This window comes from Streptomyces sp. NPDC008163, assembly GCF_042956885.1.
Classification (GTDB): Bacteria; Actinomycetota; Actinomycetes; order Streptomycetales; family Streptomycetaceae; genus Streptomyces; species Streptomyces drozdowiczii_A.
Genome location: NZ_JBIBHG010000015.1, coordinates 16277 through 30370, shown reverse-complemented (window position 1 = coordinate 30370; position 14094 = coordinate 16277). Strand labels below are relative to the sequence as shown.

Genomic DNA, 14094 nt, shown 5'->3' with positions numbered 1-14094 from the left:
CCGGGGCAGGAGGGATCCCTGCCCCGGCTCGGTGCCCTTGGTTACGGTCCTACAGGTCCTTGATCCGGACGTCGCGGTAGGAGATCACGTCGGCCGTGCTGTGCACCTGCAGCCCGATGTAGCCGGCCGCCCAGCGCCGGCCGTCGGTGCCGGGGTCGTCCCCGCGCGCCGGGTAGAAGTCCTGGCCGCCGGTGTTGTCGAACTCGTTGATCAGCACGCCGTTGCGGAAGACCGAGAAGTGCTGGTCCACCACCCTGATCTCGTAGTCGTTCCACGTGCCCTTCTGGGTCACCTGGGCGCCGGCGAGGCCGACCCGGTCGAAGCCGTAGATCGAGCCCGACTTGTACATGTCGCCGCTCGGGCTGTCGAACGCCTGGATCTCGTGCCCGTACTTGATCGCCGCCCACTCCGGGCGCGGTTCCTCGGGGTGGTCGTGGATCTGGGGGAAGCGTACGAAGATGCCGCCGTTGGCGTTGGCCGTGCCCGGGGCGTCGTCCCGCCACTGGAGCTTGAGCGAGAAGTCGCCGTAGGTGCGCTCCGGGAACCAGAGCATGCCCAAGCCGTCCTTCGTGGTCCCGCTGGTGATCGAGCCGTCCGCGTTGCGCGTGAACGAACCGCCGCCCACCTGCTCCCACTTGGCGAAGGTGGCCGGGTCCTCGCCGAGGATCGTGCGGTAGCCGTCCGTCTGGCCCGGCGTGCCGATGCCGGACTCGCGGGCCGCCTGCTTGATCGCCTTCGCTTCACGCAGGTCGACGACGCCCTCGGCCCTGAGCGCGGACGTGACCTCGCCGACATGCTTGACGAAGAGCGCCTGGGACGTCCATTCCTTCTCGTCCTCGATCAACTCGTTGATCCGGCATCGGTTGTTGGTCACCCGGTTGGGCACACCGGTGTCGACCGTACCGACGATCACGGTGAGCCGCTCGTCGTACTCCGGGCAGCCCGGCGCCGGCACCCCGCCGCCGGAGACCACGGAGAAGCTGACGCTCAGCGGTGCCGAGGTGTTGCCCGCCTCGTCCGTCGCCCGGTAGGCGACGGTGTGCCGCCCGGCCCGGTCGACCACCACGGGCGCGGTGTAGGCCAGGTACGGCCCCGCGTCCAGGGAGTACTCCACCCCGGCCACCCCGGAACCGCCCTCGTCGGTCGCGCTCACGTCGACCTCCGCGCGGCCGACGTAGGCCCCGGCGGAGTTCTTCGTGCCCTTGACGGTCGCGCCGGTCACCGGCGGCGTGGTGTCCTGCGGCGGGGCGGCCACGACGGTGAACCGCACGTTCTTCTCGGCGGCGGCGTTGCCCGCCTTGTCGGTGGCCCGGTAGCGCACGGTCTGTTCGCCGGTCTGGTGCACCATCACCGGCCCGTTGTACGGCTGCCAGGCGCCGTCCGAACCGACCGCGTACTCGATGGTGTTGACGCCGGAACCGGTGTCGGAGGCGGAGACGGTCACCGTCGCCATGTCGATGTAGTCGCCGTTCTCGTCCTTCTCTCCGCTGACCGTCGCCGATGTCTCCGGCGCGGTCGTGTCGTCGGTCGGCGGAGCGGCCACCGTGAAGGTCTCGTTCTTCTCGGCGGCGGCGTTGCCCGCCTTGTCGAACGCCCGGTAGCGCACGGTCTGTTCACCGACCTGGTCCACCACGACCGGCGCGGTGTACGGCTGCCAGGCGCCGTCGGCGCCGACCGCGTACTCGATCCGGTCCACGCCGGAACCGTCATCGGTGGCGGTGACCGTGACGGTCGCCGAACCGATGTACTGGCCTTCGGCGTTCTGGGTGCCGGTCACCTTCGCCGAGGTCTCCGGTGCGGTGGTGTCGTCACCGCCGCCGCCCTCGGTCACCGTCAGCACGCCCGTCATGGAGCTGTGGCCCGGGATCGTGCAGTGGTAGAAGTAGCGGCCGGGGGAGAGGGTGACCTCGGCGGTGTGCTTGCCGCCCTGGTCGTCACCGGGGTTGGCCAGGATGTTCAGCTGGACGTCGGTGTTGTACTCCGGGTCGCTGGTGCTGAAGGTCAGCGTGTGCGGCATGCCGGTGGTGTTGCCGGTGGCCGCGCTGTTCTCGAAGACGATCGTCGCCGCTCCGGCGACCGCCGTCTCCGGGAAGCTGGCGTACTTGGTGATGTCGTCGCCGGCCGTCCAGGTGAGCACCTGTGCGGCAGCGGCCTGTTCGGGCCGGTTCTCGTGTGCCCCGGCCGCCGACGTGGTCGTCTGCAGTCCGAGTACCAGCAGCAGGCCCGCCAGCAGGGCCGCCCACACTCTTCGTTTGCCTGTCACTGCGTCCCCCTCGCCAGTTGGCCGGCGGCCGGGGTCGGCCCCCCGCCCTTGTAGGTGACCTTCCACAGCGCCGACTTGGCGTCCGAGGTGAAGAAGCCGCGCCCGTAGTCGAGGACGTACAGGGCGCCGTCCGGGCCGAACTTCCAGTCCATCAGGTTCTTGATGCCGTCGTTGCCGACCGGAACGATCTTCTTCAGCGACTCCGAGTGCACCGGGATGCCGCCGTCGCCCTGCGTCTTCGGGTCCATCAGCACCGCGTTGCGCGGCTGGTCGGCGTCGTAGAAGTCGCCGACGAACCACTTGCCGTCCCAGTACTCGGGCCACTTCACCGCGCTGTTGTTCGCGGCGTCGTAGCGGTAGACCGGCCCGTCCATCGCGGCCTGGCCGCCACCCTTGAGCCACGGCAGCCGGTAGGTCGCCTCCGACTCCTTGTACGACGGGATGCCGTTAGCGTCGCGCGGGTAGTCGGGGCCGCCGCCCTGCGGGGAGTACCAGATGTTGTTGCCGGTGACCGGCGGCAGGTTGACCAGGCCGTCGTTGTTCGGCGACTCGTTCTTCGGGTGGTCGCAGTCGTACCAGCCCAGCGGCTTGGTCGGGTCGGGCAGATTGCGGTCACGGTAGGGCTGCTTGTTGCCCATGCAGTACGGCCAGCCGCGGTTGCTCGCCTTGGTGATCACGGCGAAGGTGTCGTACTTGGCCGGGCCCCAGGTCGTCGACGGGGCGCCGGCGTCCGGGCCGACCCAGCCGGCGTAGAGGGTGTCGGTGGCCTTGTCGACCGAGATGCGGGCCGGGTTGCGCACGCCCATCACGTAGATCTCGCCGCGTGTCTTGCCGCCGCCCTCGGCGGTTTCCTTGCCAGTGAACAGGTTGCCCTCGGGGAGGGTGTAGGTGCCGTCCTGTTCGGGGTGGATGCGCAGGATCTTGCCGTTGAGGTTGTTGGTGTTGCCGGCGGTGCGGCGCGCGTCGGCGAAGGAGACACCCTTGAAGTTGGGCTGCGGGTTGTTGCCCGAGTAACCGTCGCTGAAGCCACTGGAGTTGTTGTCACCGGTGGCGATGTACAGGTTGCCCTTGGAGTCCCAGGCCAGCCCGCCGCCCGCGTGGCAGCAGCTGTGGATCTGCACCGGCCACTTCAGCAGCACCTTCTCGCTGGCCATGTCGAGCTTGCCGGTGGTGTTGTTGTAGGTGAACCGGGAGACCCGCCGCTCGGCCATGTGCGTGTCGCGGTTGATCTGCGAGTGCGGTGTGTAGTGCAGGTACACCCAGCCGTTCTCGGTGAAGCGCGGGTCCAGCTCGATGCCGAGCAGGCCCTCCTCCACCTTGGTCAGCTCCTCGCCGCCGCCCTTGTTGCCGAAGACGGTCAGCTCGCCGGCCAGGGTGACCTTCTTCGTCTTCGGGTCGTAGACGTGGATCTGGCCCTTGCCCTTGCCGACGTCCGGGTCGTTCCAGTCGGTGATCACCGGCTGGGAGGCGTCGGCGCCGCCGCGGCCGATGTAGAAGACCCGGCCGTCGGGCGCGGTGACCAGGCCGTGCGGCTCGCCGATCTGGTCGTTCTGCCCGGGCTGGTTGGGCTGGGTGAGCCGTTCCGCCTGGTAGTTGGCGGTGATGGTGGCCTTGCAGTCGGCCTGCGCGAGGCGCGTGGTCCACATCAGGGCGCCGCGCAGATGGGTGCGGAAGTCGGTCTCGTCGTAGGAGGAGGCCGTTCCGCCCATGGCGGTGTAGAAGGACCGGCCGCCGTCGTAGTCACGGCACCAGCTGACCGGGTGGTCGGTGCCGTTGGCTCCGGTGCCCGGCTTGTACGTCGACTCGCGGACCCGGGCGACGGTGTGCACCTCGCCGGAGGGGTTCTTCGCCCAGTTGAGCCACTGGTCGGGGCGCTTCCACTCCAGCGGCAGGTCCTTGGTGGCCGGGTTGCGCCGGTCGCCGACCTCCACGGTGGCCCGCTGCACCGCGGGCGCGGCGCCGGCCGCGGGGCGGGCACCGACCAGGCCGGTGAACCAGTCGGAGTACGGCTCGGCGCGGGCCGCGTCGTGCAGGCCGACGAAGCCGCCGCCGGCCTCCATGTATGACTCCAGGCCGGCCTCCTGATCGGCGTTCAGGACGTCCCCGCCGCCGGTCAGGAACACGATGGCGTTGTACTTGCCCAGCTTGCGCGCGTTGGTGAAGACCGAGGCGTTGCCGGTGGCCTCGGTGGTGAACCGCTCCGCAGCCGGGCCGGTCTGCCCGATGCGCTCGATCGCCGCGATGCCGGCGTTCACGACGGGCGACTCGTCGCCGGCCGCGGCGGAGCCGTAGAAGACCAGGACGCGCACGTCGGAGCCGCCGGGTGGCGACTTGATGGACATCGTTGTCAGGGATGGTTCCGGCGCCGGGCGCGCGCTGGCGGACGTACCCGACAGCAGGCCGGCGGTGACGAAGCCCGCGGTCAGGGCCGCGGTCCAGATCCGTCTGTGTCGGGCCTTGGTGCTCGATCCTCCGTGGTGCACGGGCATGTGATGCGATGTCAACCGCATATGGTGACCCACCCTCCTCGGTCGCAGCGACAGCGCTGAGGAAGCTAGACCTCTTTTCACGGTTCGCCAAGAGGTATCACCAGGATCGACCGAACTTTGTCCTGAGTGTGGATAAACGGACGGGCAGCCGGTACCGTCCCACAGGCCCTGAGCCCATACCTCTGTGGGGAGTTCGGCATGGACAGACGCGCTTTCAACCGACGTGTGCTGCTGGGCGGCGCCGTGGCCGCGACATCGTTGTCGGTCGGTCCCGAGCTGGCCGGCGCCGCCCCGACCGCCGCCGTCGCGGCAGGCACGGCGCCGGCCGGCGGGCAGGTGCGCCACCTCAAGATGTACGCCGAGAAGCTGCCCGACGGGCAGATGGGCTACGGACTGGAGAAGGGCAAGGCGAGCATTCCCGGCCCGCTCATCGAGCTGATCGAGGGCGACACGCTGCACATCGAGTTCGAGAACACCATGGACGTCACCGCGAGCCTTCACGTCCACGGTCTCGACTACGAGATCTCCAGTGACGGCACCAGGATGAACCACAGCGAGGTCGAGCCCGGCGCCACCCGCACGTACACCTGGCGCACCCACACCCCCGGCCGCCGCGCGGACGGCACGTGGCGGGCGGGCAGCGCCGGTTACTGGCACTACCACGACCACGTCGTCGGCACGGACCACGGCACCGGCGGCATCCGCAAGGGCCTGTACGGACCGGTGGTCGTCCGCCGGAAGGGCGACGTCCTGCCGGACGCCACGCACACGATCGTCTTCAACGACATGCTCATCAACAACCTGCCCCAGGGCCCGAACTTCGAGGCAACCGTGGGCGACCGCGTCGAGATCGTCATGATCACGCACGGCGAGTACTACCACACCTTCCACATGCACGGACACCGCTGGGCGGACAACCGCACCGGCATGCTCACCGGCCCCGACGACCCCAGCCAGGTCATCGACAACAAGATCTGCGGCCCCGCCGACTCCTTCGGCTTCCAGATCATCGCCGGTGAGGGCGTCGGCGCCGGGGCGTGGATGTACCACTGCCACGTCCAGAGCCACTCCGACATGGGCATGGTCGGCCTGTTCCTGGTGAAGAAGCCGGACGGCACGATCCCGGGCTACGAGGAGCACGGCCACGGCGCTCATGGCGCTCACGGCACGATGGCCGCCCCGAAGGGCGGCTGACCTCAGAAGTCGCGCCCGGCAGGGCAAAAGGGAACCGCCGGGGAGCTGTCGCTCCCCGGCGGTGACGTCACTTCGGCGGGATCAGTACTTGGTGTACTTCATCCAGTCGTAGCGGGCGGTCAGCGGAGTGCCCGGGTAGCTGAACGGGCCGAGCCAGCTGTCGACTCCGGTGCCGGGCCACAGGTTGGTCATGATGCGCATCGGGTGCGTGGGGAGTGCGCCGCGCGAGCCGTTCTCCTGGTGGACGAGCTTGCCGTCGACGAACCAGTTGATGGTTCCCTGGTTCCACCACTCGATGGCGTAGTCGTGGTACCCGGCGGAGGCGTCGAACCCGAGGTTGATGACGGTCTCGTGGCCGCCGACACCGTTGGTGAAGTAGTTGGTCTGCATCTGGTTGGTGTTCTTGCCGAGGATCTCGACGTCGATCTCGTCCCAGGGCTGGCCGTCGCTCGGGCCGGTGTAGGTGAAGAAGCCGGTCACCGTGCCCTCGCGCTTGACTGCCTGGAGGCGGGTCTCGAAGCGGCCGTACGAGTACAGGTCGTTGGTGCGGTACTCGCCGGAGGCGTAGGGCTTGCCCGAGCAGCCGGAGGGGCAGCTCGCGGTGTCGAGGTTCTGGCCCATGACACCGCCGTTGAACCAGGTGTGATCGGCGCGCCAGCCGGCGTTGAACATCCCGCCGTTGGACCAGCCGTCCGACTTGCTCCAGAGGCCGGTGTTGTAGGAGTCGAAGTTGTCGGTGAAGCTGCCGCCGGCGGCGTAGGCCGGGGTGGAGACCGGGTTGAGGATCAGTGCGAGTGCGGCGGCCGGAGCGAGTAGCCAGCGGTACTTGCGGAACCGTCGTGAAGCCGTGCGGGATTGCATGACTGCCTCCTTGGGGGGACGCGAATGCGGCAGGCGGAAGAGGTTCGGCGTCCGTCGGTGACACAACTGTTCGGGTGACAGGACGCCTTGGAGTGGGGGACGTACGTCGTTCGACCACGATCTTCCGTGCACCACCGGTGGGGGGAACCGAGAGTCGCGGTGCGGTACAGGCCCGACGGCGCATGGGTGGTGCGCCGTGAACGGGAGGAACTGGGAACGCTTCCAAAAAGTAGCAGCGCCGTAGCGGGCGGACAAGGGGGCGGAGCGCCCCGGTGAATCGTGAAGGAAACCTTCCGTTCACACCGAAGGGGCGAGAGTGGTGCGTCTTCGAGCCCCGCAAGTGACGACAACCGAAAGCGTGCTTCCTTGTTTTGGCTGGTCGGGTGGGGTGGGGTAATGAGTCGCCGGACGGCTATTGACATGCCCGTAACGCGGGCCCCAGCATGTGCCCACGAGAACGCTGGGCTTCGCCAAGGCTGGAAGCGCTCCCAAAAATTCGCGTCCAAAGCGGCGAATCAGCCTGCACAAAGGAGACTTCACCTCATGAGCAGAGTGCGACGGTTGCTCGTCTCGGTTGCCTGCGCGGCGCTCGCCGCCGGCACGCTGGGCGGCGGTGGCGAGGCAGCTGCCTCGCCCGGCCCCGGGACGGCCGACCATACGCTGCCCAGTAACACCCGCTTCTACGTCGACCCCGAGGCCGGGGCCGCTCAGCAGGCGGTCACCGACTTCAAGGCCGGCAAGGTCGACGACGCCGTGCGCATGGCCAAGTTGGCCTCCTGGCCGCAGGCGATCTGGCTCGACTACGGCACACCCACCGAGATCAAGAAGGTCGTCCAGCAGAAGATGCGGGCGGCCAGGTTCACCGGCACCGTTCCGGTGTTCGTCCTCTACAACGTCACCGGCCGCGACTGCAGCTTCTACTCGGCCGGCGGCGCGGACAGCCCCGAGGAGTACCGCGCCTGGGTCCAGGGCGTGGCCGACGGCATCGGCACCGGCCGCGCCGCGGTCGTCGTCGAGCCCGACGGCTTGGCCCTGCTGCCCAAGGAGTGTCCCGAGGGCGACGCGGACGGCACCCGGACCGAGGAGCGGTACGCCAACATCCGCACCGCGGTCGGCCTCATGGAGGCCAAGCCCAAGACGTCCGTGTACCTCGACGGCGGCAGCAGCAACTGGCAGCCGGTCGGCGAACTCGCCGGCCGGCTGATCAAGGCCGGCCTGGACAAGACCCAGGGCTTCGCCCTGAACGTCTCCAACTACCAGCCCACCGACCAGCTCAACCGGTACGCCACCTGGGTCTCCAAGTGCGTCTGGTACACCACCGAAGGCCCGCAGGAGGCACGCGGCAAGACGGACAGCTGCGCCAGCCAGTACTACTCGCCGTCCGCCCCCAACGACGGACAGCCCGGCAACGCGGTGGACTTCTACGACCCGTCCACCTGGAAGTGGACCGACGCCTGGTTCGACCGGACGGTGGGCCGGCCGCCGCTCAAGGACCTCTCGCACTACGTCCTGGACAACAGCCGCAACGGCCTCGGCGCCTGGATCCCCCCGGCGGGCAAGTACACCGACGCCGAACCCTGGTGCAACGCCCCCGGTCGCGGCATCGGCGTCCGGCCCACCGCCGACACCGGACAGCCCCTGGCCGACGCGTACTTGTACGTGAAGACCATCGGTGAATCGGACGGCACCTGCCACCGGGGCACGGCGGGCCCCGCCGACCCGGAGTACGGGAGCGAGGACCCGGCGGCCGGAGCCTGGTGGCCGGACTTCGCGCACACCCTGGCCAGGAACGCGAAGCCCGGACTCACCTTCAACACGGGCCGCTGACCGAAAGGCGCCCGCCCGTCCGGCATCGGACGGGCGGGCGCTCTGCCGTACCGGTGTGGTCGGTCAGGAACCCTCACCGGTGATCGCGCGGGACAGGTAGAGCGCGTCCGGCCCGTACCCGGCCGGCAGGACGACATCGGGGTGCGGACGGTATCCCTGCCCGGACCAGAATCCGGCGGTACCGCTCACGGCGATCAGGGACATCCGCTCGTACCGCAGGGCCCGTGCCGTGTCCGTCAGATGGCGCAGCATACGTTTCGCCCAGCCGTGGTTGCGCAACCCGCTTCCGATGACGAGGTCATGAAGGTGCAGGTTCGCCGAGCTGTGAGTCTCGTTCTCCTGAACGTCCGGATCGGGGAACCGGAACCGTGGATACGGCAGCGCGATGAGGTATCCGCCGATCCGTTCCCCGGTGTCCAGCACGAACGATGTCGCCGGGGAGGCCGCGGCGCGGGACTGAAGAACGCCGCGTTCCTCGGACAGGCCGCGTTCCGCGTACGCATGTGTCTCCAGTTCCGCGATGGCCTCCCAGTCGGCGGCTTCGATCGGCCGTATGCGCTCGGCACGCACGGCCACGTGAGGCAGTGGCTCGTAGCCGTTGAAGCCGCGTGTGGTGTAGCTGACCGCGTAGGCCCCGACGGATCGGATCCACACCGGATCCCCCGAGGAGAGATCCTGCGGCACCGGAGCGTCGCCCAGCGTGTCGTCGCTGTCGCAGGTCGGTCCGGCGACGATCGCGGGTGTACGGGGGCTGTCGCCGCGCGTGGGAAACGCCATCGGGTATCGGAGCCGGTCGCCCTCGTACAGTCCGTTGAACCGGCCGCAGCTCAGGTAGAGCCAACGTTCCTGACGTATGGTCAGGCGGGCGACACGGGCGCGGATTGTGCCATGGTCCGCGACGAGATACCGCCCGGGCTCGATGAGGAAGTCGAGTGCGCCGCACGCCACCTCCCGTAGCCGGTGGATGCCGGCCCGGATGGCTCTGAAGATCTCCGCGGTGGGTGGATTCAGCGCCGTGCCGTCGGCTGTCAGGTAGCCGTGAGCCGGCAGTCCGCCTCCCAGGTTGATGTGGTCGAGGTGGATGCCTCGGACGGCGAGCTTCGGCAGGATGGCCGCGAGTTCGTCCAGTGCCGCCTCCCACCCGTGCACGGTCATCTGCTGGGATCCGACGTGAACGGACAGCCCTGCCGGTACGAGTCCGAGCCCGCGTGCTTCCTCCAGCACGCCGACCGCGTCGTGGGTACCGCATTTGCTGGTGAGCCCCCACAACGCACCCTGGCCGCTGGTGGCCACGCGGCAGAAGACCCTCGCGCCGGGAGCGTGTCGGGCGATCGCCCGCACGTCCTCGACGCAGTCCGTGGCAAACGTGGTGACACCCAGCTGGAAGGCTGTCGCGATCTCCGAATCGGACTTGACCGTATTGCCGTAGTGCACCCTGCGGGGTGACACCCCCGTCCGCAGCACCTGGCGGATCTCACCGGGGCTGGCCGCATCGAAGCCGGCGCCCCGGTCGGCCAGGCAGGTGAGAACGTCGGGCAGCGGGCAGGCTTTCAGCGCGAACCGCACGGCTGCGGACGGCAGTTCGGCCCGTAGCGTGTCGTACTGGGACTCTATGCCGGTCAGGTCGTACACGATCTGATCCCGGCTGCCGTCCGTGAGAGCGGCCAGGATGTGCGCGGGCTCAGCCATGGCGGACATCCGTGCCGCGGCTCGCGTCCACCAGCGGCCCCCACGCCTCGATGAGCTGGACGTAGTCGTCGATGTCCCGGCGCGCCTCGGTGAGCAGGTCTTCCCCGCGCTCCACGATGCGGTCCGCCACGGCGGTGAACTTGCCCCCGATCCTGCGGTAGGCGCGTTCCATCAGGACCAGTCTGGCTTCATTCGGCCCTCTGTCCTGCCATGCGCTCTCGCGGACGAGGGCCGCGATCGAACCCGGAGTGGAGTTCGTCAGCCGCCGGTAGATGAAGTGGAAGTAGTGCATGGACAGGATGAACTTCACGAAGCGCATCTGATAGGAGAGGAAGCCGGCGGGGGTTTTCCTCTCTTTCGTATGGAAGTTGACGATGTGCCGGTTGTGGAGCACGCCCGGCAGCCGCGCCTTGTGGGCGACATGGATCAGGAAGTAGTCGCTGCCGATGGTGTCCTCGGCCGGTGGCAGCGGAATCCTCTCGTGCAGACCGTGAAAGCTGATGTTGTGCATGTCCACCCGCATCGGGTCGACCACCGCGAGGACGGACCGGTCGCCGGCGAACGGCTCCGAGCCCATGAAGGACTCTCTGACCAGGGCTTCCTTCTCCAGCTCAGAGCTGTCGTCAGGGGCCCAGAGGCCGACGAGGTCGCCGTACGCCTCATGGTCGCGGATCTCGCCGAGGTCCACGGACATCTCACCTACGAAGGACGCGCCGACCATGGCCACCGTGGCGTCCCGCAGTGCGGGGTCCAGCTGGTTCTCGGTGGTCTCCGCCCTGTGGGCCGGTCTGCCGAGCGACAGAAGTTCCGCGTGGACCGGGAACACCTTGTCGCCGTCGTGGGTCTGGAAATAGCTGTCCGAGTCACGGCGGTGCACCGACTCGCAGCCCAGGGCGACGGCGACCAGGAACGCGCGGTTGGTGCAGGCGCCGTACGACAGGCCCTGGGGGAGCATGAGATCGGCCACGAGGCCGGGCCTCGTGACACCGGAACGCCGGATGGCCCGCCGCAGGAAATCCCCCTGGGCTGCCTCGTCCAAGTGCCAGACCCGTTCCGCCCCACGCAACACCTGGGCATGTGCGGCGAAGTCGGCGGATGAATCCAGCACCACGAGGTGCACCTCGACATCGAAGTGCTCCTCGGCGTATGCGGCCTCGGCGAGCACCTCGGTGAGCGTGGCGGCGCACTCCCGGTTCGTCGGGACCGTCAGGCAGATGCGTCGCACACCCGCACCTCCCCGGTGATTCCACTTCACGACTTCTCCAAAGGGTTGGGACGACTGGTGGGGTTCACGGCGCGCTACCGGACCGGAGTCGCGCCGGCCGGCTCACCAGTCGTGGATGGTGCCGTCCTGGAGCCGGTTGACCGGCAGATACGCCGCCTCGTACGGGTGCGCTGCCGCCAGTTCCTCGTCCAGCTCCACGCCGAGGCCGGACTCCTGGCCGGGGTGCAGATGGCCGTCGGCGAAGGTGTAGGCGTGCGGGAAGACCTCCGCGGTGAGCGGAGTGTGGCCCGAGTACTCCTGGATTCCGAAGTTGTGCACCGCCAGATCGAGATGGATGGCGGCTGCCATTCCCACCGGCGAGATGTCCTCGGGGCCGTGGATCGCGCTCTTGATCTGGTACTGCGCCGCGAAGTCGAAGAGCCTGCGCAGCGGGGTGACCCCGCCGAAGTGGGTGACCGCGCTGCGCACGTAGTCGATCAGCTGCTCGGTGATCAGCGTCTGGTAGTCGTACACCGTGTTGAAGACCTCGCCGATGGCCAGCGGGGTCGTCGAGTGCCGGCGTACGAGCCGCATACCCTCCTGGTTCTCCCCGGGCGTGCAGTCCTCCAGCCAGAAGGGCCGGTAGGGCTCCAGGTCCTTGGCGAGGCGGGCGGCCTGGACCGGGGTGAGCCGGTGGTGCGCGTCGTGCAGGAGCGGCAGCTCGGAGCCGAATTCCGCCCGCACCGCCTCGAACACGGACGGCACGTGCCGCAGATAGGCGTCGGTGTCCCAGTCCTCCACCAACGGGCGAGCCTGCTGGTGGAGGACCGGCACGCCGTCGCTCCCCGTGCTCCGCACGCCGTAGACGGCCTTGAGGCCCGGGACACCGGACTGGATGCGCACGGCCGGATAGCCCTCGGCGAGGCGGGCGCGGACCGAATCCAGGAGTTCTGGCAGGTCACGGCCATGGGCGTGACCGTAGGTGCGCACCCGGTCCCGGCTCGCGCCGCCGAGGAGCTGATACAGCGGGAGGCCCGCCACCTTGGCCTTGATGTCCCACAGCGCGGTGTCCACAGAGGCGATCGCGGCCATCGTCACCGGCCCGCGCCGCCAGTAGGCGCCACGGTAGAGGTACTGCCACGTGTCCTCGATGCGGTGCGGATCGCGGCCGGTCAGCAGCGGGGTCACGTGGTCGTTCAGGTAGCTGACGACGGCGAGCTCCCGCCCGTTGAGGGTGGCGTCGCCCAGGCCGGTGACTCCCTCGTCCGTCGTCAGCTTGAGCGTGACGAAATTGCGGCCGGGGCTGGTGACGACGACCTTCGCGTCGACGATCTTCATGTGATGCTCCCTTCGGACCGGATCAGGCTGATCACCGGGCCGTGCTCGTGCCTGCTCAGGCCGACCCGCGGCGGGTCAGGGTGGTGGCGGTGATGACGGTGGCCTGGGTCCGGGTGCCGGAGCCCTGCTCGCGCAGCTTGCGCAACAGCAGCCTGGCCATGGTGCGGCCCATGCCCTCGATGTCCTGCCGGACCGTGGTGAGCGGCGGATCGGTGGCCGTGGACACGGAGGCCAGGTCGTCGAATCCGACCACGGCCACCTCGTCCGGCACGGAGCGGCCTCGTGCGTGCAAGGTGCGCAGTGCGCCCTTCGCCATGAGGTCGCTGGCGACGAAGACCGCGTCCAGGTCGGGGTGGCGGTCCAGGAGCCGGGCCATCGCGCGCTCGCCGCTCTCGTCGGTGAAGTCGCCCTGCGCGACGAGCGAGGGGTCGGCGTCGAACAGCACATCACGGTAGCCGTTCAGCCGGTCGAGCCCCGCCGCCAGGCCGATGGGGCCCGCGATGTGCGCGATCCGGCGGCGGCCCTGGGAGACGAGGTAGCGCACGGCCTCCCTGGCCCCGCCGCGGTTGTCGGCATCGACGTATGCCAGGGCGCCCTCCCCGGGGATCGGTTCCCAGTGAGGTCTGCCGCCGTAGACGGTCGGCAGACCGAGGCGTCTGACGATGTCGGGCAGTGGGTCGTCGCGGTGCACGGAGAAGGCGAGCGCCCCGTCGATGTGGCCGCCGGAGAGGTAGCGGTCGATCCGCTCCCGGTCGCCGGCCCCTTCGGCGAGGAGGAGGACCAGCTGGAGGTCGTGTGCGCCCAACTCCCGGCTGATGCCGCGGATCTGGAGCCCGAAGTAGGGGTCGGAGAAGACGCGGCCCTCGGGTTCGGCGATCATCACCGCGATGTTCCCGGTGCGCCGGGTCACCAGCGTGCGGGCGGCCCGGTTGGGGACGTACCCCAGCTCCTCGATGGCTCCTTCGACTCTGGCCATGACCTGTTGGCGGACACCGGTTCCGCCGTTGATGACGCGGGACACCGTTGAGCGGGAAACGCCCGCGTGGGCGGCGACCGCCTCCAGGGTGGGGCGGACAGCCACGGACGGTTCGGGCACGACGCACTCCTTGGGGGAAGGGGAGGGGCGGTCGCGCGGGGGGGGGGGCCCCGCGCACCGCCGGGGGGTGGGGGCGGGCGTCGGGGGGGTTGAGCCCCCCCCCCCCCCGCGCCACCCCCCACAAACGGGGGCC

General features: G+C 69.2%; 9 protein-coding genes. 2 read left to right on the top strand and 7 right to left on the bottom strand.

Going from position 1 to position 14094, the window contains the following annotated elements:
* Positions 1–49 precede the first annotated feature (49 nt).
* Together ACFZAT_RS28615 and ACFZAT_RS28610 are read right to left on the bottom strand one after the other, a co-directional pair.
* On the bottom strand, positions 50–2245 hold the full coding sequence (locus ACFZAT_RS28615) for an OmpL47-type beta-barrel domain-containing protein (RefSeq protein WP_391268540.1): 2196 nt from the start codon (positions 2243–2245) through the stop codon (positions 50–52).
* A 14-nt stretch (positions 2246–2259) separates the two neighbouring features.
* Positions 2260–4605, bottom strand: a complete 2346-nt coding sequence (locus tag ACFZAT_RS28610; protein WP_391268433.1) for a ThuA domain-containing protein — start codon at positions 4603–4605, stop codon at positions 2260–2262.
* A gap of 345 nt (positions 4606–4950) precedes the next feature.
* Here ACFZAT_RS28610 and ACFZAT_RS28605 point away from each other — a divergent pair, with 345 nt between their 5' ends.
* Positions 4951–5946, top strand: coding sequence for a multicopper oxidase domain-containing protein (locus ACFZAT_RS28605; protein ID WP_391268432.1), 996 nt, complete (start codon positions 4951–4953; stop codon positions 5944–5946).
* Positions 5947–6027: 81 nt separating this feature from the next.
* On the opposite strand, the gene ACFZAT_RS28600 is transcribed toward ACFZAT_RS28605, so the two are convergent.
* The gene (locus ACFZAT_RS28600) at positions 6028–6807 is read right to left on the bottom strand and encodes a family 16 glycosylhydrolase (RefSeq protein WP_391268431.1); all 780 of its coding nucleotides are present in this window, start codon (positions 6805–6807) and stop codon (positions 6028–6030) included.
* A 543-nt stretch (positions 6808–7350) separates the two neighbouring features.
* On the opposite strand from ACFZAT_RS28600, the gene ACFZAT_RS28595 reads away from it, so the two are divergent.
* Positions 7351–8634 (top strand): glycoside hydrolase family 6 protein, encoded by a 1284-nt coding sequence (locus ACFZAT_RS28595; protein WP_391268430.1) that lies wholly within the window; start codon positions 7351–7353, stop codon positions 8632–8634.
* A gap of 63 nt (positions 8635–8697) precedes the next feature.
* Here the strand turns inward: ACFZAT_RS28595 and ACFZAT_RS28590 are convergent, their stop codons facing one another.
* The 4 genes from ACFZAT_RS28590 to ACFZAT_RS28575 all read right to left on the bottom strand — a co-directional run bounded on the left by ACFZAT_RS28590 (position 8698) and on the right by ACFZAT_RS28575 (position 13961).
* Positions 8698–10323, bottom strand: coding sequence for a GNAT family N-acetyltransferase (locus tag ACFZAT_RS28590; protein ID WP_391268429.1), 1626 nt, complete (start codon positions 10321–10323; stop codon positions 8698–8700).
* Positions 10316–11548: a DUF6271 family protein gene (locus tag ACFZAT_RS28585; RefSeq protein WP_391268428.1), complete on the bottom strand. Its 1233-nt coding sequence runs from the start codon at positions 11546–11548 to the stop codon at positions 10316–10318. Before ACFZAT_RS28585 ends, ACFZAT_RS28590 begins: the two co-directional genes overlap by 8 nt.
* Before the next feature lie 102 nt (positions 11549–11650).
* Positions 11651–12865: a D-mannonate dehydratase ManD gene (manD, locus tag ACFZAT_RS28580; RefSeq protein WP_391268427.1), complete on the bottom strand. Its 1215-nt coding sequence runs from the start codon at positions 12863–12865 to the stop codon at positions 11651–11653.
* A 55-nt stretch (positions 12866–12920) separates the two neighbouring features.
* Positions 12921–13961: a substrate-binding domain-containing protein gene (locus ACFZAT_RS28575; protein WP_391268426.1), complete on the bottom strand. Its 1041-nt coding sequence runs from the start codon at positions 13959–13961 to the stop codon at positions 12921–12923.
* Positions 13962–14094 lie beyond the last annotated feature (133 nt).

What these genes read in the sequence shown, in the direction of transcription:
- ACFZAT_RS28610 (WP_391268433.1), bottom strand. Translation starts at nt 4,605, where the DNA reads ATGTCCATCAAGTCGCCACCCGGCGGCTCCGACGTGCGCGTCCTGGTC.
- ACFZAT_RS28605 (WP_391268432.1), top strand. Translation starts at nt 4,951, where the DNA reads ATGGACAGACGCGCTTTCAACCGACGTGTGCTGCTGGGCGGCGCCGTG.
- ACFZAT_RS28600 (WP_391268431.1), bottom strand. Translation starts at nt 6,807, where the DNA reads ATGCAATCCCGCACGGCTTCACGACGGTTCCGCAAGTACCGCTGGCTA.
- ACFZAT_RS28595 (WP_391268430.1), top strand. Translation starts at nt 7,351, where the DNA reads ATGAGCAGAGTGCGACGGTTGCTCGTCTCGGTTGCCTGCGCGGCGCTC.
- ACFZAT_RS28590 (WP_391268429.1), bottom strand. Translation starts at nt 10,323, where the DNA reads ATGGCTGAGCCCGCGCACATCCTGGCCGCTCTCACGGACGGCAGCCGG.
- manD (WP_391268427.1), bottom strand. Translation starts at nt 12,865, where the DNA reads ATGAAGATCGTCGACGCGAAGGTCGTCGTCACCAGCCCCGGCCGCAAT.